This window comes from Micromonospora sp. 15K316 (genome assembly GCF_004348525.1).
GTDB lineage: Bacteria > Actinomycetota > Actinomycetes > Mycobacteriales > Micromonosporaceae > Micromonospora.
The window spans coordinates 1-19,385 of the sequence record NZ_SMKG01000108.1 but is presented as its reverse complement, the minus strand read 5'-3'; the positions used below and the strand labels follow the sequence as shown (position 1 = coordinate 19,385).

At 68.6% G+C, this 19,385-nt stretch carries 16 protein-coding genes and 3 pseudogenes; 8 read left to right on the top strand and 11 right to left on the bottom strand.

Going from position 1 to position 19,385, the window contains the following annotated elements:
- Both E1211_RS19965 and E1211_RS19960 read right to left on the bottom strand, forming a co-directional pair.
- Window positions 1–343, bottom strand: a pseudogene (locus tag E1211_RS19965) (permease); the annotation flags it as partial.
- 252 nt (window positions 344–595) lie between these two features.
- On the bottom strand, window positions 596–3,829 hold the full coding sequence (locus E1211_RS19960) for a S8 family serine peptidase (protein ID WP_371686177.1): 3,234 nt from the start codon (window positions 3,827–3,829) through the stop codon (window positions 596–598).
- 331 nt (window positions 3,830–4,160) lie between these two features.
- Between E1211_RS19960 and E1211_RS19955 the strand changes: the two genes are divergently transcribed.
- The 6 genes from E1211_RS19955 (at window position 4,161) to E1211_RS19930 (ending at window position 10,831) form a co-directional block, all read left to right on the top strand.
- A complete protein-coding gene (locus E1211_RS19955) occupies window positions 4,161–4,553 on the top strand; it encodes a Fur family transcriptional regulator (protein WP_132350523.1) in 393 nt (130 codons plus the stop codon).
- A gap of 323 nt (window positions 4,554–4,876) precedes the next feature.
- The gene (locus tag E1211_RS19950) at window positions 4,877–5,554 is read left to right on the top strand and encodes a hypothetical protein (protein WP_132350522.1); all 678 of its coding nucleotides are present in this window, start codon (window positions 4,877–4,879) and stop codon (window positions 5,552–5,554) included.
- 446 nt (window positions 5,555–6,000) lie between these two features.
- A complete protein-coding gene (locus tag E1211_RS19945; RefSeq protein ID WP_243709610.1) occupies window positions 6,001–7,449 on the top strand; it encodes a Y4yA family PLP-dependent enzyme in 1,449 nt (482 codons plus the stop codon).
- Window positions 7,446–8,765 carry a pyridoxal-phosphate dependent enzyme gene (locus tag E1211_RS19940; RefSeq protein WP_132350520.1) on the top strand — a complete coding sequence of 440 codons (1,320 nt, stop codon included), beginning with the start codon at window positions 7,446–7,448 and terminating at the stop codon, window positions 8,763–8,765. Before E1211_RS19945 ends, E1211_RS19940 begins: the two co-directional genes overlap by 4 nt.
- A 1-nt stretch (window position 8,766) precedes the next feature.
- A complete protein-coding gene (locus E1211_RS19935; RefSeq protein WP_132350526.1) occupies window positions 8,767–9,960 on the top strand; it encodes an aminotransferase class V-fold PLP-dependent enzyme in 1,194 nt (397 codons plus the stop codon).
- 139 nt (window positions 9,961–10,099) lie between these two features.
- The gene (locus tag E1211_RS19930) at window positions 10,100–10,831 is read left to right on the top strand and encodes a trans-aconitate 2-methyltransferase (RefSeq protein ID WP_243709609.1); all 732 of its coding nucleotides are present in this window, start codon (window positions 10,100–10,102) and stop codon (window positions 10,829–10,831) included.
- A 514-nt stretch (window positions 10,832–11,345) separates the two neighbouring features.
- On the opposite strand, the pseudogene E1211_RS33935 reads toward E1211_RS19930, so the two are convergent.
- The 5 genes and pseudogenes from E1211_RS33935 to E1211_RS33005 form a co-directional block, all read right to left on the bottom strand.
- A pseudogene (locus E1211_RS33935) lies at window positions 11,346–11,663 on the bottom strand (DDE-type integrase/transposase/recombinase); the annotation flags it as partial.
- A gap of 198 nt (window positions 11,664–11,861) precedes the next feature.
- Window positions 11,862–12,449 carry a hypothetical protein gene (locus E1211_RS19920; RefSeq protein WP_132350519.1) on the bottom strand — a complete coding sequence of 196 codons (588 nt, stop codon included), beginning with the start codon at window positions 12,447–12,449 and terminating at the stop codon, window positions 11,862–11,864.
- 425 nt (window positions 12,450–12,874) lie between these two features.
- Complete coding sequence (locus tag E1211_RS19915) at window positions 12,875–13,411, bottom strand: TIGR00730 family Rossman fold protein (RefSeq protein WP_132350518.1); 537 nt, start codon at window positions 13,409–13,411, stop codon at window positions 12,875–12,877.
- A gap of 384 nt (window positions 13,412–13,795) precedes the next feature.
- Entirely contained in the window at window positions 13,796–14,665 is an 870-nt protein-coding gene (locus E1211_RS19910) for a DUF6745 domain-containing protein (protein WP_132350517.1), read from the bottom strand.
- A 34-nt stretch (window positions 14,666–14,699) separates the two neighbouring features.
- A complete protein-coding gene (locus E1211_RS33005) occupies window positions 14,700–15,083 on the bottom strand; it encodes a hypothetical protein (RefSeq protein WP_207915438.1) in 384 nt (127 codons plus the stop codon).
- A gap of 71 nt (window positions 15,084–15,154) precedes the next feature.
- On the opposite strand from E1211_RS33005, the gene E1211_RS19900 reads away from it, so the two are divergent.
- Window positions 15,155–15,544, top strand: a complete 390-nt coding sequence (locus E1211_RS19900; protein WP_132350516.1) for a RidA family protein — start codon at window positions 15,155–15,157, stop codon at window positions 15,542–15,544.
- Between the two features lie 315 nt (window positions 15,545–15,859).
- Here E1211_RS19900 and E1211_RS19895 read toward each other — a convergent pair whose 3' ends face one another.
- Window positions 15,860–17,263 carry a DM9 repeat-containing protein gene (locus E1211_RS19895; protein WP_132350515.1) on the bottom strand — a complete coding sequence of 468 codons (1,404 nt, stop codon included), beginning with the start codon at window positions 17,261–17,263 and terminating at the stop codon, window positions 15,860–15,862.
- Window positions 17,264–17,623: 360 nt separating this feature from the next.
- On the opposite strand from E1211_RS19895, the gene E1211_RS19890 reads away from it, so the two are divergent.
- Window positions 17,624–18,076, top strand: coding sequence for a DUF6278 family protein (locus E1211_RS19890; RefSeq protein ID WP_256371325.1), 453 nt, complete (start codon window positions 17,624–17,626; stop codon window positions 18,074–18,076).
- Window positions 18,077–18,413: 337 nt separating this feature from the next.
- Here the strand turns inward: E1211_RS19890 and E1211_RS19885 are convergent.
- The 3 genes and pseudogenes from E1211_RS19885 to E1211_RS33475 all read right to left on the bottom strand — a co-directional run.
- Window positions 18,414–18,521 (bottom strand): annotated as a pseudogene (locus E1211_RS19885) (IS5/IS1182 family transposase); the annotation flags it as partial.
- A gap of 47 nt (window positions 18,522–18,568) precedes the next feature.
- Window positions 18,569–18,835, bottom strand: coding sequence for a hypothetical protein (locus tag E1211_RS19880; RefSeq protein WP_243709611.1), 267 nt, complete (start codon window positions 18,833–18,835; stop codon window positions 18,569–18,571).
- 132 nt (window positions 18,836–18,967) lie between these two features.
- Window positions 18,968–19,282 (bottom strand): hypothetical protein, encoded by a 315-nt coding sequence (locus E1211_RS33475; RefSeq protein ID WP_243709608.1) that lies wholly within the window; start codon window positions 19,280–19,282, stop codon window positions 18,968–18,970.
- Window positions 19,283–19,385: the final 103 nt, after the last annotated feature.

Sequence of the window (19,385 nt, the reverse complement as noted above, 5' to 3'; positions counted from 1 at the left end):
GGGGGAGGGCGCGGGCCCAGAATGATCGGGGCACGAACACCGCTATCGCCGCGGAGAGCAGCACGCCGAAGACCAGGAACGGTACGGCTTGCACCATGACGGAGACGAACACCGTCGTCCACGTCGCGAGGGCGGGTGCGGCGAGCAGGTCGGTCAGTCGTTCACTCATGACGAGTAGGAGCAGCAGCAGGACGGTGAGGATCTCGACGGAGCCGATCCGTTCGCGAATCAGTGATCGCGCTGCGCTGGGGCGGTCCGCCGAGGCGTGTGGCTGCTCTTCGGCCGACGGCGAGGCGTCCGTCGTGTCCCCGCCGGGTGGGGCGATGCGCTCGGGTGCGGCCAACGCCGGCTCCCTTCTCTTCCTGATGACTCACCGGGGGCTGCGCAGGTGTCTCGGCACGCGGCTCGGGCGGGCTGCGCGCTGATCGAGCGTGTTCAAGGTCGACGTTGACCGGCGTGGTTCGAGTCAGTGGCACGCGCGCGTTTCGGACCGAGTGCGGCGGGTAGCTCGCGGGCGGGCCGGGGCTTGTCGGTCCAGACGTCGGAGCCCGTTCCCGCGCCTACCGGGAACGGGCTCCGACTCCGGTTCAGGCGATCAGTTGACGGCGCCGATGTGGACCGCGCCACGGCCGACGATCGCGCCGTCGGCGGTGACGACGGCGAGCTCGCCGTAGAGCTGTCGTCCCGCCCCCGGAACGGATTGCGCTGTCACCGTGCCGTTGAGGGTGGCGGTGGCGCCGTGAGGCAGGGCGAGGGCGGTGACGGGAGTGATGAGCGTCCCCAGCGACGGGGCCGAGAACGAATCCCGGTAGTCGTAGGCGGTGGTGGTGCCCGGCCCGTCGACCGCGTACCCGTCGACGACCACCCGGTAGCTGCCCGCCGGCGGGTTCGTGATGGTGACGGCCTCCTCGGAGTCACCGTCGGCTGACTGACCAACCGCGGTGTCGCCGCGGAACACCGTCAGGTCCAGGTCGGCGCCGAGGTTGGCGGTATTGCCGATCCTGGCGGTGAAGCTCGTCGCACCGGTCGGCACCTCGACCAGATACTCCTGCTGGGCGCCCTCGGCGATGGTCGGCCGCTCGGCGTGCACGGTGGACAGGGCGCCACCCCGACCGGTCACCGCGACCGGGCCGAAAGCGTTGGTCAGCGTCCAACTCGCTGCGGTCGGCTCACCCGCGGTGACCGTCGGCAGTTCGATCACGTCCGGCTCGACAGTGACACCCTGCACCCGCGCCTGCAGCTGGAACGGGTTGTTCAGCGACGGCGAGGTCCGCCGTGACTCCACCTCGATCTCCCAGACCCCGGCGATCGGGTTCTGGTAGTCCCGCTCCTGCGGCTTGCAGGCGGCGGCGTCGGAGAAGTTGGTGTAGCAGGCGGTGCTCGCCGTCGGGTCCACTGGCACGCCGTACGGGTTGATGGCGATGAAGCGGGTCTGCGACCCGGTGGCGATGCCCGACAGGTTCACCTGCAGCGCACCGGCGCCCGCCGGAACGGTGAGGAAGTAGGAGGTGAAGCCGTTGCGCTGCACGGATCCTTCCGCCGAGAACGAGAAGCTCGGCTCGGCGACGTCATGAGACACGACGACGACAGCCGACACCTCGAAGTCGATCACCGAGGTCTTCGGGTCGTCCACGGTGACGATGGTGCCGTGCGCGCCGACGGACCTCGGCTTGGCGGTGATGCCGACCGTCACGGTCTTGTGCAACGGCAGGGCGACGGACTTCGGTGCGGAGAACGTGCCGTCGTTGCCGCGCAGGGCCAGCTTGTGGGTGACGGGGCCAGCCGGGCCGCTGGTGCGGGTGATCTTGACCTGGTACGTCCGGCCTTGTCCGACCTTCTGCCCACCCTCGCCCGAGGCACAGCGGTTGTAGACGCCCGCGCCCCGGTTGGGGTTCGGCACGAACCGATCCAGCTCACGGTCGTAACGGGTCAGGTTCTCCGACAGCTCGGAGCAGACCGGGGCGTCCGAGGCGTACGACCGGGTCTCGACGTTCTTGGCGAGCAGCTTCCACGCACCCGGCACGTTGAACATGCCGTAGCCCTGCCCGTAGGTCGCGACGTCCGGGATCGGCTTGGCGGAGGTGTAGACGGCCCGGCGCAGCGCGGCCGGGGTGACACCCTTGTCGGTGGCCTTGGCCGCCGAGAGCAGCAGCGCCGCGGCGCCGGTCGCCTGGGGAGCGGCCATCGACGTGCCGTTGAGCATCTGGTAGCCCGGCGGCAGCGGGTAGCCGGCCTCGGGGACCGGGTTGCCCGGCTGCCAGGTCGGCGCGGTCGAGATCGCCGATCCGGGTGCGGTGATGTTCGGCTTGAACCCGCCGTCCTCACGCGGGCCGCGGGAGGAGAAGTTGAACAGGGCGTTGTTCGTGCGCACCACCGAGCCGTAGTTGGCCAGCCAGGTGTCCTTGCTGATGTTCGCCGCGACACTCACGACGTTCTCCGCGACCGACGGGTCTCCGACGGTGTTCACACCGGGGCCGGAGTTGCCGGCGGAGAGGAACAGCTGCACCCCGTACGTGCTGATCAGGTCGTTGTACAGCTGGGCGCGGGCGTTGGACCCGTCGTTGAGGGTCGGCAGGCCACCGATGGACATGTTCACCACGTCCACGTGGCGGTTGATGACCAGGTCGGCCATGCCGGTCGTCAACGCCGCGGCGGTGCAGCCGCCACCCCAGGAGCAGGCGCGGGCGGAAACGATCTTCGCGCCCGGAGCGGCGCCGTCGAAGGCGGTGTTGCCGAGCATGTCGTTCGCGGCGGTGATGCCCGCGACGTGCGTGCCGTGGGTCGCCTCGATGATGCCGATGTTGACGTAGTCGGAGGTGCCCGGGATGTTCAGCGGTGCGGTGTCCACGTCCTCGCGGTACTCGACGACGAAGGGCATCTGGTCGCGGACCGCGGTGGCGGCGTTGTCGGTGCCGAAGTGCCCGACGTCGAACCGCTCGCGGTACGGGCGCATCAGTTTCTCGTCGGTGAAGGAGTTGTCCTGGTCGACGTCGACCCAGATGTCGTGGCTCTGCGGGTCGTACAGGATGCCCCAGACGTCGGTGGTGTCGCCGTCGCGGTTGACGTCACCAGCCGGGTCGCTGGCCGCCGTGATGGACTCACGGAAGACGTTCAATCGGTAGGTGCCCGCCGGCGCGGTCCAGGTGGCGCCGCCGGCGGTGAACGAGGGTCCGGTCACCTCGGTGTTCATCCGTCGCCAGGTGCCGTCGTTCTCGGTCACCGGGTCCGTCGCGGTGACCCAGTCGACGATCTTCCGTTCACCGGTGGTGGTCTTCTGCAGCGCCGGCTGGTCCAGGTCGACACCGGAGTCCATGATCCCGATGGTGACCCCACGACCGTCCCACTTCGGGTGGGCGGCCTTGAACGCCTCTGCGCCCGTCTCGTTGGTCGGCATGTACGGGTTCACCGCGCCGGTGTCCTTGCCCGGTCCCGCGAGCGTGGTTCCCTGCTTCGCCGCCTTCGCGGCAGGCGGCGCGACTTCGGGGGTCGGGTCCGGCAGTGGGATGGTCTCGTCCAGGTCGACGGCGGCGACACCGGGCAGTGCCGCGGCCTTGATGACCTTGGCGGTGGGGACCGTGGCCAGGACGTAACCGATTTGGTCGAAGCGCCGGTTGACTGTCCCGCCGAGAGTCTTGATCCCGTCCGCGACCGCGTTCGCCTCGCCCTCTTCCGCGGCCACGATCAGCGTCACCGTCGGTGCGTGTTTCGCGGTGGCCTCGGCGAGGAGCTTGGCGTCATGCACGCCCAACGCCTCGGAGGGGGTCGTCTGCGCGGTGTCGGGTGTGGAGGTGGCGGCGCTCGCGGTCGCGGCGCCACCCGTGACGGTCATGGCGCTGGCTGCCAGGACCGATCCGAAGAGCGCGGCGAACGTTCGCCTGCCAAAGTGCCGGGATTCACTCACGTTCTCTTCCTCCAGAGAACAGGGCCCTGTCGATGCAGGGGCGCGTGAGCGAAATCCTTAATGGTTCTGGTAGTCGATGTCGATAGATGCCTCGACGTTGTAATCTCTCCGTGACGTCACGGTCTCGGATCGCGCCCGGTCCGGCGTCGCGTCGCGACCGACGACGCATAATGGTCCGACCGGCGGGGTGCCGGCGTTGCACGCGGTTCGGACGACAGCGGCAGGGATCAGGGAGGGTGGCGCGACGGTGAATCAGGCGATGCCGAATGTGACCCGGAACACCCGACAGCGCAACGAGGTGTTGGCGCTGCTGCGGGAGGTCGAGGGCTTCCACACGGCACAGCAACTGCACCAGATGCTGCTCGCCCGCAACGCGCGGGTCGGCTTGACCACCGTCTACCGGACGCTGCAGCTGCTGGTGGAAGCCGGAGACATCGACTCGACGCGGCTGCCTGGAGGCGAGCAGTTATATCGTCGGTGCAGCCAGAGCAAGCACCACCATCACCTCGTCTGCCGCAACTGCGGACGCACCGTCGAGGTTGCCGGGCCGGCGGTGGAGCGGTGGGCGGACCGTGTGGCCGCCGAGCACGGCTTCACCGACGTCGGCCACACGTTGGAGATCTTCGGTACCTGCGCTCAGTGCTCGCGTTGACCTGTCCACCGAGCCCGCCGGGGCACTGACCGATCGTTCACCGCCCGCCACGGAAGCAGGTGCGCGGCTCCGGGGGGCCGGGAGCCGTTGACAACCACGATTGTCGTTCCTGTTGCTGGCGGGGCACACCACGTCATACAGGGCCCGTCAGTGGCGTCCTGCGGCGTCGCCGCGGCGGTGTCCCGTCACTCGACGGCCGGTCGACGGCCCACGTGTGAACAGTATCGGTCGCGGGGCGAAGGGGCTCCCTCGATCAGATCTATCGACGGACGTAAAAGAAGGCGTTACTCTCCCAGTCAGCGCGATCGACGGGAGGGCGGCCCATGTCACGTCGCACCGGTAAGCCCTCCTATCTGCTCGACCGACCGGGGCGACAGCAGCGTTACCGGGTTCGCCTCCTGGTCGGCGTCGCCACCGCTGTGATCATGTCCGGCGTGATCGGCGGCCTGATCGGCTTTTCGGCGGGACAGCCGACATCCGTCGAGGCGAGCGTCGCCGACATGCGGGAATCCGAGGCCAAGCGCGATGTTCAGCAGATCACCGAACTGACCGAGGCTGCGCGACGGACCGGGGACCGGCTGGCGCCGATTCTGTTGGCGGTCAGGGAGGAGTCGGAGGCGGGACGCGCCCCTGAGCCCTCCCGTGTTCATGACTGGCAGCAGACGATGCGCCAGTTGACCGAGCAGTATGCGAACCCGCCGTCCGGGATGACTGCGACCAACGTCGCGCGCGGTGGCCTCCGGAGTGCTGTCGAACAGGCGGCCGTTGCGGTCGACTCCGTCGCGCTGGCCGCAACCAGCCCTGCCGCCAGCCGTAAGGATCACTTGGCGCTGGCGGCTCGGCAGGCTGCTCTCGCCGAGGCCACGTGGTCGGTGGCGGCAACCCAGCTCGACCAGATCAACATCGACGCCGGACATGGCCATCAGCACGTGCATCTCGACAACGGCGGGGGACCGGGGCGCATGTCGCCGGACGGAGAGACCGAAGGGACAGGCAGGTAACAGCAGCCAACCTCGACGCGGCCGTGGGCGAAGGCGACGGGGAGACGACCGAGGCCGGTAGGCACGTCGAGACGGCTCAGGTTTGCGTTAGCGGTGGCAATCCAACGATCGCTGCCGCACGCAGACGCAATGATCTCCAGGGTGTGGTTGGCGTCCGCGAAGCCATGTTGGCCGGCCGTCCGATCCGAGGTGGTGCCGTCCAGGGGGTGGGCCGGAAAGGTAACGATGCCCGCGTCTTAGTCCCCGGGTAGCCGAATGGTCGACAGCGCATTGACGAGCAGCTTTGCACATGCATAAATCGCTATGTGATGACGTTGGCCGGTTGTCCGCCCATAGCCACTTGGCAGGCGTCAGAACATCAGTTACTTTGAGGGCGGCCGCCGCTACGAAGGGTTCTCGGCGGAGGAGCGGTGCCCGTGGCGCCACGGCTCAGGTCAGGAGTCGAATTGCCTCTTTACCTGTCTCCGCGAATCGCACCGACACTGCGGTCGGCGCTCAACGAAAGCGCCTTGTTGACCCAGTTGTCCGATGCTCTGGGATCCCCACTCGGAGTGATTCTGCCGCAGCAGTTGGCGGACAACGTCGCCGCATTTCGTGCGGTCTTTTCCGACCATCGACTCGGCGGTCAGGTCTATTACGCGCACAAGGCCAACCGGTCCAGTGCCCTGGTGCGCGAGCTCGCCGCCACCGATGCGGGTATCGACGTGGCGTCACTGGCCGAGCTGCAGCACGCGCTCGGTGCCGGCTTCGTGCCGCAGCGGATCATGGCGACCGGGCCCAAGAATCAGGAGTTCCTCTGGCTCGCCGCCCGCACCGGGGTCACCGTCAGTGCGGATTCCGTCGGCGAGCTGGTGGAACTCGCCACGCTGGTCACGGAATGGGCGTTGCCCCCAGTACGGGTGATGACACGTCTGTCGGGATTCATCTCCTCGGGCGTGCAGCTCAGCAGTCGCCGCAGCCGCTTCGGGGTGTCGGCCTTCGCGGTGAGCCAGGTTCTCGACGTGATCGAGAAACACTCCGACGCCCTGGATCTGGTCGGAGTGGCCTTTCACCTCGACAGCATCGGCCTGCCGGAGAAAACCGTGGCGCTGGAAGGCTGCCTCGCCGCGCTGGACGAGTGCCGCCGGCGTGGCCTGCGGCCGTGGTCGGTCGACATCGGCGGTGGGTTCGGCGTGAACTACCTCGCCGACGGCGCGCAGTGGGAGCAGTACACCTCCGCGTTGACTGAGGCGGTGCTCGGCAAGCGGGCGCCGCTGACCTGGAACGGACACGGTTACGGTTTGCGCGCCGAGGCCGGCCACATCCGGGGTTCCCTCAACCTCTACCCGGCGCACCGTCCCGTCTCCGGACCTGCCTATCTCGATCGCTTGCTGCGGGCAACCGCGCCCGAACAGCGCCGCCCTCTCGGAACACTGCTGCTGGACAACATGTACGACCTGCACGTCGAGCCGGGCCGTGCCCTGCTCGACCAGTGCGGCGTGGTCCTGGCCAGCGTCCTGGAGGTACGCGACGAGGCCAACGGCGACACGGTCGTGCGTCTGGACTGCAACGCACGCGATGTCAGCCTCGAAGAGCACGGCGTTCTGATGGATCCGGTCGTCGTGCACCGGACGGCCCCGGCCAAGCCCGGACCCGCCGGGGTTTACCTGTTCGGCAACCTCTGCCTCGAAGCGGATCTCATCACGCGACGCAAGGTCTTCCTGCCGTCACGCCCCCGCCCGGGAGACCTGCTGGCCTTCGTCAACACCGCCGGCTACCTGATGGATTTCAGTGCCACGCAGGCGCTACGGCAGCCAGTCGGTCGCAAAGTCGCGATGTACCACGACGACGGAGCGTGGCGATGGTGCCTCGACGAGCAGTATTGGCCCGTTCACCGTCGTGCGGAGACAGCATGAGATTCGAGACGATGACCGATGCCATCGGCAACACGCCACTGGTGCGTATCGACCCCGCCGTGCACGGCCTGCGGAACATCGACCTGTACGCCAAGATGGAGCTGCTCAACCCGTTCGGCTCGCTGAAAGACCGCGCCGCCTGGAACATGGTTCGGCCGCTACTCACCCAGGCCGCCGAGCGTGGCGACACCGTCGTCGAGCTGTCCAGCGGAAACACCGCGAAGGCACTCGCCGTCATCGCCGGTATGCATGGGCTCGCCTTCAAAAGCGTCACCAACCGCATGAAGGTCGCCGAGATCAAGGACCTGCTGCTGCTGCTCGGCGCGGAGATCGACGAGCTGCCAGGGCAGGCCGAGTGCCTCGACCCGACCGATACCGACGACCCGCTGACCCGGATGTACCACCGACTCGCCGGCTCCGGCGGTGGCTACCTGCACACCGACCAGTACTTCAACGAGCTCAACGTTGAAGCGCACCTCAGCGGCACCGGCCCGGAGATCGTGAAGGATCTGGACGGCAGGGCCCCGGACTACTTCATCGCCTGCGTCGGGACGGCCGGCTCCTCCACCGGGGTCGCGGCGGCACTCCGCCAGCACAATCCCGGCGTGCACGTCGTCGGGCTGGTCGCGCACAAGTCCGACTTCATTCCCGGCATCCGCACGATCGACGAGGTGCACGAGGTCGGCCTCTTCGACCCCGGTGTCTACGACACGGTCGCGACCATCACCGCCGACGACGCCATCGACGGTCTGCTCACTCTCGTACGCCGATGCGGCACGCTCGCCGGACCGACCGGCGGCGGTGCCTACCAGGGTGCCGTACGCCACCTACGCGCGATCGACGCCGAGCTCACCGAACGCCGCACGGCGGTCTTCATCGTCTGTGACCGCGTCGAGAGCTACATGAGCTACCTGCGAGAGCGGCGCCCCGAGCTGTTCGGCCGGCCTGCGCGGCGCAACTCCACGCTGACGTTGACCGACGCGGACGTGATGCAGGCGGCCACTATGGATGTCGTGCAGGCCCAGCGGTGGGTCGCCGAGCGTCGGGGCCTGGTGGTCGACCTGCGCAGCCCGTTCGCGTACCAGGCGCTGCACATCGACGGTTCGATCAATATCGTCGACGAGATCTTCGCCGAGCTGCTGCACGGCGGGCTACCCTTCGGCAGCAGCCAGCCGGTGCTGCTGGTCTGCCCGGTGGGGGAGAAGTCCGCCCGCTACGCCGCCCTGCTGAGCCGGATGGGTCATACGGACGTGCGCTCGCTCGATGGCGGAATCATCGCCTGGCGCGACGCCGGGGCCGAGCTCGTGTGTGACTGAGATGGACGCACTCGACGAGCTGCGCCCGTGGCAGGAAGAACTGCGCGCTCAGTTCCCGCTCATCACCGCCAATCCGGACGTGGCGTATCTGGACAGCGCCGCGACCTCGCAGAAGCCGCAGTCCGTCCTCGACGCGGTCCTGACCTACCTGACGACGTGCAACGCCAACGCCGCCAGGGGCACATACCCGTGGGCGAACCGGACCACCGTTCGCATCGAGCAGGCCCGCGACCGGCTGCGCCGCTTCCTCGACGACCCGGCGCCGGAGCGCTCGGGCGTGCACTTCGTCAGCGGCACCACCGAGGGCCTGCGCGCCATCGCCCGTGACTGGCTCGTCCCGCAGCTTCGCGACGGCGACGAGATCATCGTGCCCTTCGCCGATCACGCCGCCAACAACGCACCGTGGCTGGAGGTCGCGGAGCTGCTGCGCCACCGCGGCATCTCCATCGGCGTCCGGCCGATGCCCTACGACGCCGCCCACGACTACGACACCGACCGGCTCGCCGCGATGATCAGCGACCGGACCCGTCTGATCGCGGCGACCCACGTGCACCACGTCTACGGCAACGACATGAACGTGCACAGGCTGCGCGCGGCCGCCGGGCCGGACGTGCCGATCTGCCTCGACGCCGCACAGGGCGTGGGGCACGTACCGTTCTCCACCACGACGAGCGACGTCGACTTCGTGGTGTTCTCCGGGCACAAGGCGATGGCGCTGCCGGGCACCGGTGCGATCTGGGCGCGCAATGAGCGCGGTCCGACGTACGCGCCCGCCGGCTGGAACGGCTCACCCAACACCAGTGGCATCATCAGCCTGGTCGCCGCGCTGGACTGGCTCGACGCGGCCGGCGTGGACCGCGTCGCCCGCTGGAACACCGCCCTCGGGGCACGGCTCACCGACAGGCTGCGCATGCTGTCCAGCTTCGAAGTCCTGGGCTGTCAGAGCAGCCTGGCCGCCGACTCCCCGGTGCAGCAGCGCCAGGGCATCGTGACCTTCCGCCATCGCTTGATCGGGTCGAACGACCTCGGCTTCATCTTGGCCGCGCACGGGCTCATGGTCCGCGCGGACGGTCACTGCCAGGGCGACCAGGGCGAGAAGACGGCATCCGTACGGGTGAGCCTGCACGTCTACAACACGGCCGAGGAAGTGGACCGGTTGCTGTCGGTCCTGGCCGAGCTCGACCGCGATTCCTGACCGACACGAACGGGATACACCGGTTCTTCCGTCTCGCGTCACCTATGCTGTCGGTAATGGCTTCCGTTTTCGTGTGGCCTTCTGTCCGCGCCTCGTTTCGGAGTCACCCTTGGCAACAACCACCGGAGCGCCCGGTACCGTGCTCGATCGCACACAGGCCATCCGGTGGCGTCACACCTGGGCCCAGGTCATGGGTGGATTCGTGCCCCACCTCGCCACGCTCGAAGAGACGCTGTGCCACGCCGCCGAGGCCGTCCGCGGCCGGGCCCCCGGCCGGGTGCTCGATCTCGGCGGCGGGCCCGGTGTGCTCGCCGAGCGGATGGTTCGGCGATGGCCCGACGCCGCCGTGACTCTCATGGACATCGACCCGGTGTTGCTCGCCCTGGCCCAGGGCGCCCTGGGCGGCGAGGTGCGGACGCTGAAGGGCGATCTCTCGTCGCCAAGCTGGGTGGCCCGCGCGGGCGGCAGCCACGACCTGATCACCGTGGTCATGACCCTGCACTACCTGCCACCGGCTCAGGTGCGCGCGTTCTACGACGACGCCCGTCGCTGCCTGGCGTCCGGCGGGTTGCTTGTGGTCGCCGACCTCATGCCCGACGACGGGGTCCCGTCACTGATGAGCGCGCTGGATCCGGCGCCGGACGAAGCTGCCGCGGAGTTGGCCTGGGCGCAGTGGTGGAGCGGCGTGGGGGAGGTGAAGGCGTTGCGCCCGCTGCTCAGGCAACGAGCGGCGATCTTCGGGAACCGCCCGCCGGCCGAGTTCACCGCTCCGGCGTCATGGCATGTCGCCACTGCTCGGGAGGCCGGGTTCGGCGAGACCGGAATCCTCTGGCGATGCGGCAGGCACGCGGCGTTGGCGGCCCTGGCCTGACAACCCACCGACATGGCCGACGTTGGTGGCCACCGAGCCGCTCTCATCCGAGCACCAGGCCGGCACGGCGACCACGTCCTCTCGGGGCCTCCGTGATCAATCACTCGCCGGACGTGTGACACGTCCGGCCTGACGATTTTTGATGATCAGTCCCACCAGTGGGCAAGCGCGAGGCGGTGCCGGGCGGCGCGCAGGTTGAAGTCGCGCACCGCGCCGAGATGGTAATGCAGGTAAGCCCGCGGATGTCCGTCGAACGCGGGCATACCGAGGGTCTCCGATGCGTCCGCAGCATCGAGTGGGTCCGGCGCGATAGCGTGTCGGCATGAACGAAGCGCCCGGGAGCGACGAGTACGAGGCTGAGCCCAAGCCGTCGCGGGCCTTGCCGGAGGCAACCGTCGCGGGGGACTGGTCCGTCCTCGTCGCCATCGCGGCCGCGGTCGCAGGTCTGCTCATCTGGCGTCGACGTAGCCGACGCGGATAGGAGCGATGAACCGCCCCGGGTTCTGTGGAGACCTCAGCTGTTGGCTTCAACCACCTCGCGGGGTTGTGGGGTTGAGCGTAGAACGTGGATTCGTATTCGGTGGGCGGTGAACCGGAAGGACGTGTACCGACTGCCCGCATCGCGGTGATGCACCAGTCCCGCCCTGACCGGTTGGCCGGCGCGGTCGCGACGCCACAGCCCCATGTCGAGGGCGGCCAGGACCAGCGGGGTGCGTTTGTTCGTCGTCGCGGACCAGCCGACGATCGCCCTGGAGTAGGCGTCGACGACGAACGCGACGTAGACGTCCCCGGACCCGGCGGCGACGTGGGTGAAGTCCGCGACCCAGCACCGGTTCGCCCGGGCGGCGGTGAAGCCCGGTTGAGCAGGTCAGCTTTGCATGGACATAGGCAAAGCTGGGGATCATATTCACGTCACCTGTCGATCACGCACCGACAGCGGAGCCCGCGCCCAAGCTTGATCAGCGCGACGCCGACCCGAAGAAGCCACCGGGCTTCTTCGAGGGCAGCGTGAACCAAGGTCGACTGGGGGTTACGGCCGTGCCCAATGGCTTCCGGCGGGAGCCTCGACGCCCGCTGGGCTCTGCTCACCGCCGTGGACGGTATATCCGCCGATGAGCACTGGGTATCGGGGTCGCTGGGGGACGTCCGGAGGGAGCTCGGTCTCCGGGTCGATGCAACGGGTGGGCGGCGGCTCCGACCCGTTCTGTGCCTGGGCGTCGACGATCTGGTCCGGCTCGCTCACACCGTCAATGATCTTGACGTAGTAGCCGTGGTTCCTCACATTGCCCTGGCCCTCGGGGACGATCGCGGTGAACACCGCGACGTTTCCGGTGACCTTCAGACAGGTCACGTCGGCGCGTCCCTGCCCGACCAGCGTGCCGTCCGGGAGCTCGTGCCGGTACAGGAACTGGCCGTACGTCGATCCGCCGGGGGCCGTCACCGCCTGGACGCCGAACCAGATCCGGTGCCCCACCGTGCCGGGCTCGTCATACACGAAATGTCCGAGCCCGGCGACGACCGACCACCCGGCTGCACTGCTCATCGCCTCGGACGGTTGGGCTTGCGCGGCAGAGGGCGATCCCGCCACCCCGACGGCCGCGACCGCCGCCACCACCATCCCCGTCACACCAGACCTGAACATGTCGCTCCTCCTCATCCCCTCGGCTGACGTCATCCAGCATCACCGCGCGACGATGCGAGCGATTCCCTCCGCCGAGCCATCCGCCTCCCCCGCCTGGGGGAGTGGTGTCGTATCCCCGCACGGGGATAGAGAGGTGACACCAGAGTCCACCGATGCGGCCTCGTCCACAGAGAAGGCCGGCAGGCGCCACGTCGGGCCGACCGACCGTACGGTGCGGCGGGAATGGCTGCTGGAAAGAGCCTTGCGGGTCCTGTTGCCTGAGCAGTCTGGTGGCGGCCGTCAGGGCCGGCAGCACGCGCTCGGCGATGGCGGCGACGGAGTTGCCGACCAGGTCCTTGCCTTTCGGATAGGTGGCGAGCCATGCCTGACCGGGCCGGTAGCTGCGCTACACAACGAAAGGCTCAGCCGTTCACCGCCGCCTCGAGGTAGGCGAGGGCGTCCGCGCCGTCGGCGGAGACGTGTAGCAGGTCGTCCAGCGGGACCGGGAGGAAGCCGTCCGCGTCCATTCGGCGGAGCTGTGCCGTCAGCCCGTCGTAGAAGCCGTCAGTGTTCAGCAGGACCACCGGCTTCGCGTGCAGGGCATGCTTCTTCAGTTCGAGGATCTCCGTTGCCTCGTCCAGGGTGCCCAGCCCACCGGCCAGGACCACGATGGCGTCCGCGCGCGCCAGTAGGAGAGCCTTGCGTTCGGCGAGGTTCGCGGCGATCAGCATCTCGTCCGCGTCCTCGCGAGCGACGCCCGCCAGGATCTCCACCGAGATGCCGACCAGGCGGCCGCCGGCTGCGCGTACCTCATCGGCGACGATCTTCATCAGGCCCATGTCGGAGCCACCCCAGACCAGGGTGTGTCCGGCCTTGCCGATCAGCTCGCCGAACCTACGGGCCGGGTCGGTGTAGCGCGCGTCGAGGTCCGCGGCCGAAAGGAAGACACAGATGTTCATGTAGCGAGTGAACCACCCGCCACGACATCAGTCCGCAGAGGAGGTCCAGTCACCGGCGGGGACCTGAACGATCGGATGCCGGGCATGATTGCGCTCGCACACACCACCGATGACCGGCGTGATCCGCCCGTCGCCTAGCTCAGAGGGGCAGACCCCCCGGGGGAACAGGTGGAATGGAGGCGAGCACCCGTGGCAGGCGTCCAGCCTGGTGGCCGCTACCGGACAGCCTTAAGTCGCCCGGCCTCGATGGGTGCGTCGCCGGGCCGGCCATGGTGCAGGCGGCCTCCTGGTCGGACGTCCTGTTGAAGGGTCTGTCCTGTTGCAGGGTGTGGAAGGGGCCGGCCGGAACGGAAGGTGCCCGTTCCGGCCGGTTGTCGGCTCAGGTCATCTGGTCAGGAGTGGTTGCCAGCCGTCGCGGTAGCGCAGGCCGCGAGGTTGAAGCCGGATCTGGTCGTGCGCTGTTCCGGAGACCGGCTCGGTTCGGATCGTTTGGGGCCGGTCCACCACGACGCAGACGTCCTCGCCGGGCCACCACCAGCCGCAGGAGCGAGCCAGGTCGGCCCAAGCGTTGAGGTGTTCGGCCTCGTCTGTCCCGTACCTGGCGAGGCCGAGTCGATGCAGCACGTCGTAGTAGGCGATCCAAGCCGCGTCCTGCTGCCCGTACCAGCACACGGGTACTGGACCGTCGCCCGCGAGGACCGCCCGCACGGGCAGGTAGTACCCGTGCGCGAGGCTCCGGTGCAATGCCGTGCGTACGCCTTGGTGTAGCACGACAGCGAGCGGAACGCCGCTGTCGAGCGCGGGTAGCGGTGCCAGCTCGGGCCAGGGTTCCCTGGTCTTGCTCCTGCGCACGGGTGACAGTTCGGGGTCGGTGTGAGTGACGCCCGCACTCAGCGCGCCGCGCAACTGGGAGGCGATCATGGCAATGCCGCCGGCCAGCGGTGGTGTCCCGCGCGGACGAGGATCCCGGACGCGCGCGTAGAGTTGGTCGAGGGTGGGCCAGCCCGTGATCAGCGGACGTGCCTTGTCCGGCGAGTCGACCCATTCGAACCGAGGTCGGGGCCGCGATGCCCTGGCGTAGATGGCGGTCAGGGACCGCTCGGCGGTCGCCTTGTCGGCCGGCTGCGTGGACAGGGCGTGGTCGAGCCATTCCTGGCGGATCGGGATGGCCTGCTGCCACAGGTCGTGAGGGCTGCCGCTGCGAACGGCCTGTGGAGGGTTCGCGGCGTCGTCGCGCCGCGCGGGGGCGCTCACAGCGCCGGGGCGTCGCCGCCCTTCCGGTAGGAGATCATGAAACGACTATGGCCCACAACGCGGCACCGACGCAAGGCGGTTCCTCACCCTGTGCGGCGGCCCGATTTCGGCTGACGGTCGCCAGCAGGTGTGTGACCAGCGGGTTCTGGTCCTTCTTGAGCCAGGCGACGGCGACCCGCGTGCGGGCGGTGCCGGGCTCGATCCTGCGGAAGGCGACACCGTCGAGACGGATGCGCCGGATGCTCGCCGGGGCAAGCGAGACGCCCCGACCGGCCGCATCGCCGGCGGGGGGTTCGCGCGGCAGATCGGGCAGGGTTTGATGCCTGCCCAGGTGAGCGGCGGCGTCACCGAAGTGGAATTCCTCGGCGAGTACGACGAACGGGTGCAGCTGCGCGAGGGGAAGTTCGGGGCGCGCCATACGGCTAGAGAACTCACGTCATGGCGGAGGCGGTATTGGACGTATCGCCGCTGCCGACTTAGCGTTCGCACGTGACAGAGCGACGCGCGATCCTCAGCGGCTCGACCTTCGAGGAGCAGATCGGCTACGCCCGTGCCGTGGTGGACGGCGACTGGGTGCATGTGTCCGGGACGACCGGATTCGACTACACCAGTATGACGATCTCTGACGACGTGGTGGAGCAGGCCGAGCAGTGCCTGCACAACATCGGGGCCGCGCTCGCCGAGGCGGGTTGCACCTTCGCGGATGTGGTGCGGGTGCGCTACCTGCTGCCCGACCGCGAAGACTTCGAGTCCTGCTGGCCGGTCCTGCGCCGCTACTTCGGGGACATCCGGCCAGCCGCCACAATGCTCGTGTGCGGTCTCGCCGACCCTCGGATGAAGATCGAGATAGAGGTGTACGCGCGGCGGGCCGCCGCGTAGCGAACTGATCCGCGCGCCGGCCAGCACGACGAACGCGACGTCGATCACGGAAGCGTTGCCGCGATCCGTTCGGGGCTGCGACGTTGAGACCGCGAGACAGGCCCTGGAATGTCGCAGGTGTCTCGCACCTCCGATGCCGTTGGGACGCACTTTGCGTTGTGGCAGGCCACCACGACCACCAGCATCAGTTCTTCCGCTGGGCACGCTCCTGAAGAGCGATGCACCAAGCTTGAGCGATGGAACGTCGCTTGACCCTCAGCGGTGCGAGGCGGACGCGCTCGCCGGCCTCCGCCGAGTCAGCCCGCGAGCCAACAATCACCCCCACGCCGGACGGCCGCGGTACCCGATAGGGCCCTCCCCGACCCGCTGGTACGTCCCCAGGAACCCGCCGTCGTCGAAGGCGACCGTCCCGTTGTTGCCGCGACCATCGCGCCAGGTCAGCCGGGTGACCGGACGGCCGGGCACACCCACGGCGAGGAGCAGGTCACCGGAGCGGTGCCAGCCACCACCCCAGCCCTCCTCGGCCGAGAAGCGGCGAGCCTCCTTGGCGAAGGAGCCGCGCTCGATCAGCCGGCCGCGGAACTCCCTCGGTCGTTCACCCGGCTCCCGGGTCCAGCCGTAGAACGCGGCCTGCTGCTTCTCGAACGTGATCGCATATTCGGCGCCGGACACATCCGCCCAGGCCACCTGGTCGAGGACGGCCTGCTCGCCGCGGTCAATGAAAACAACGACCTCGCCGACGTCGCTTCCGTACCGCAGCACCGGCTCGGCGATCGCCTGCCGTTCGAGCGCCAGCCCCGCCTGATCGTGTGCGTGCATCGGGTCGATCGTCACCCGGTACAACCACAACATGCTCCGGGCGTCGTCGCCGCTCTCGATCCGCAAGGTGTTCCAGCCGGCCACCAACTCCTCGGCCGGAACCGCGAAGACCAGGCGTTGCGGAAGTCCTCCGCCGTTCGGGATCCGCAGCCGGTCGGCCAGTGGCCTGCCGTTGAGGCGAACGGTGAGCGGGGCGTATCCGGGCGCCCGGGAGAGCATCGACGCGAGCGCCCGGAGGGCGACGCAGGCCTCACGGACGACGGCCGGGTCGGGTACGTCGAACTTCAGCTCGACCGAGCCGCCGGCGCCGATGGCCAGGTGGTCGCCCGCAGCGGAGGACCGGTCGACGTCGGTGATCGTGACGTTCCCGATGCGTGGCGGCTCGGTGCCGAAATCGGCATAGGTGGGTTCCATCTGGATCCCGGTACGCCGCGCGGTCTCAGCCGGCGAAGACGACGGGCGCAGCAGCACCTCGTACGAAAGAACTTTGTGCTCTTCCTTGCCGTATCCGATGTTGGCGGCGCCGAAGGCAGGCCGCACCTTGCCGATGTGCAGTGTGCCAGGGGCGATCGCCGCGCGAGCGACGTAGAGCGGTTCGCCGTCACCCTCCCGGCCCGCCGGCAGCGCGTCCGCGGGCAACGCGCCGCCGGACGCGATGCCCCAGACACCCCGATCCAACAGCACCTCGTACTCGTCGACGCTGACCGTTTCACCGCCCCAGGTGGCCTGGGCCCCGCCGAGACCCGGGCGGACCTTTCCCGGGTGCACGCCGTCGCGCATCCGGACGCGGCACACCCACAGTGGCTCACCGTCCGCCTCGTAACCATGCGGCACCGCGCCGGGCGGGATCCGCCCGCCGCAGGCGGTCTCCCAGCGATATCCATCGGCAGAACTCCCCATCCCGCGGAGGATAGATCAACAGGTTCAGGTGCCGTGAATCGCCGGTGGCTGACAAGCGGCCGTGCCGGCGCCATCCGAACCCGCCTGGCCGGGTCCTGCCGATCCTGCCCTACCGCCAGCCGGCCACCAGCCGTTACGGTGCCGCGGTGAACACGCCTGGAAAGATTCGGATCGCCGTCGCGCAGACGGCTGTCACCACTGATCCGAGTGCCAACGGCACGGCGATCCGCGCCGCTATCGCCGTTACCCGTAGTGACACCCGTGTCGTTGGCCGCAGTGGACCCTTGCCGCTCCGGTCGACGGCCTGGCGCGGGACGACGTCGAACGCTCGACCTCGGTACGATCGCGTGATCCAAGCTGTTGATCAAGTGGAAGCGCCGGAGGGAACACCACGTGCAACTGCGCCTGAAGTACGCACCCGTCCCGGAGAACGCATCCCGCTTCGCGGCCGACATCGCTGCATCGGCGGCCAAGGTCAGCGGCGTGCAGCTGGACTACACGCCGGACAGCCTGGCGCTCGTGGATTCCATTCTCGACGACTTCCGTGCTGACGGGCTCACCGGCGAGCAGCTCGCAGAAACTCTCTTCGGATTCGGTTGCTACGTCGGCGAAGTGCTGACCCGACACGCTGGCGGGCGATGGCGCGCGACGGCGGAAGATGAACAAGCCGTCGTCGGGTGGCCCATGCTGATCGAACTCGGCGAGCGTCGCTGGTGCAACCCGATCGGCAAGGCATTCAAGCGCCTTGAGAACGGTCCAGAGGACAGCCTTCGCTACTTCTACACGGTGTTCTCGCCGGGCAGCAGTCGATGAGGGAAGACCCGCAGCCGTTCCCGAGCTGAGGTCGGGATCGTCAGCCCTTGGGCTTCCACCATGCCGCGAGCAGCCCTACGACGGCGATGAGGAGGAGGCAGGCAACTCCAGCACAGAGGAGTAGGCCGATGCCGGCGAAGGTCCCGAGTTCCACCGGCAGACTGTACGCAAGACAGCCTCCGTCAACGCCGTCAGGAGACGGGCGCTACTGGTGCGATGCCTGGCGATCACTCGGCGCCTGCGGACCGCCGAACTGCTCGATGTCCCTAACCACTGATGAGTACGAGCTGGTGCCGCTCGGCGATCCTCTATCCGATGCCGGTGCGCACGGTCACGGCGTGGCGATGGCTCGTTCGCCCCGAGCACGGATCCTCCCGTGCGCCTGGTTGACCGTCTCCTGCCTGCGCGACAGCTTTGGTCGGAAGCGGCGCCGCGTGAACGGCGTGATTGACCGAGGCTCGTTGCCCGTGCGCACCACGAAGCGTCGACTGGTCAGACGGGGTCGGTGAACGAGATCGGCTTGCCGGTGGCGCGGGCGTATGCGATCTCCCTGCTCGTGGACTCGCCGATATACCCGCCGGGGTTGACGACCAGAACGCGGTCAGCCAGGTCGATCTTGCGCAGGTGGAGGGCACCCAACGCGGTCTTCTGCTCGTTGGTGATGGACTCGTTTGCTTCGTGATCCTCGGCGCGGGGGAAGACGCCTGGCGCGACGACGATGACGCCTGCAAAGGTCAAGTCGCGGTTCGCCGCGTGCATCTCGTCCACGAACCGGGCAGAGCCGCAGATGCATACGATCTCAGGCCGGTCAGGCACAGCTCAGTCCTCCGGTCGAACGGGTAACCGTCAGCGCCCGCGTGGACGTCACGGACACGAACACGAGCCGACAGTTTACGCAGCGAGATGGACACGGCCGCACTGTCGCAGGCGCCAGAGCCTTGACGGGCAAGGCCGACAGGATTGGCTGGCGGTGAACGGAGAACCGAACTCGTCGCGCGCCCGTTCCGGGCCGCGTTTGGGGATGACCACGTCGTCGGCGTACGCGGCGTCGACGCTGATGTCGTCAGGTGCGAACAGATGCCGAGGCACCCGGCGAAATGCCCGCTCCACCGCTGGTGAGGTGAGGCTTCCGTCGGCGACGAGTTGGTCGACGAGCCGAACGCGGGCCTCGTCGGCGGAGACGGTGTCGAGCGCGGAACCAGCCATCGTGTGACCTCCCTGGGTGGGCGCCGGCAGGGGTAAGGGCCGCGTGACGACAATGGGGCGCATCTGACAAAAGCGCCGGCCTGGGATCCACCTGGGGGGGTGG

Excerpts from the sequence above, each read along its gene's own strand:
- E1211_RS33005 (WP_207915438.1), bottom strand. The coding sequence starts at position 15,083 with ATGGCGCGCCCCGAACTTCCCCTCGCGCAGCTGCACCCGTTCGTCGTA.
- E1211_RS19915 (WP_132350518.1), bottom strand. The coding sequence starts at position 13,411 with ATGAACATCTGTGTCTTCCTTTCGGCCGCGGACCTCGACGCGCGCTAC.
- E1211_RS19935 (WP_132350526.1), top strand. The coding sequence starts at position 8,767 with ATGGACGCACTCGACGAGCTGCGCCCGTGGCAGGAAGAACTGCGCGCT.
- E1211_RS19950 (WP_132350522.1), top strand. The coding sequence starts at position 4,877 with ATGTCACGTCGCACCGGTAAGCCCTCCTATCTGCTCGACCGACCGGGG.
- E1211_RS19940 (WP_132350520.1), top strand. The coding sequence starts at position 7,446 with ATGAGATTCGAGACGATGACCGATGCCATCGGCAACACGCCACTGGTG.
- E1211_RS19960 (WP_371686177.1), bottom strand. The coding sequence starts at position 3,829 with ATGACCGTCACGGGTGGCGCCGCGACCGCGAGCGCCGCCACCTCCACA.
- E1211_RS33475 (WP_243709608.1), bottom strand. The coding sequence starts at position 19,282 with ATGGCTGGTTCCGCGCTCGACACCGTCTCCGCCGACGAGGCCCGCGTT.
- E1211_RS19920 (WP_132350519.1), bottom strand. The coding sequence starts at position 12,449 with ATGGTGGTGGCGGCGGTCGCGGCCGTCGGGGTGGCGGGATCGCCCTCT.
- E1211_RS19895 (WP_132350515.1), bottom strand. The coding sequence starts at position 17,263 with ATGGGGAGTTCTGCCGATGGATATCGCTGGGAGACCGCCTGCGGCGGG.
- E1211_RS19880 (WP_243709611.1), bottom strand. The coding sequence starts at position 18,835 with ATGCACGCGGCGAACCGCGACTTGACCTTTGCAGGCGTCATCGTCGTC.
- E1211_RS19955 (WP_132350523.1), top strand. The coding sequence starts at position 4,161 with ATGCCGAATGTGACCCGGAACACCCGACAGCGCAACGAGGTGTTGGCG.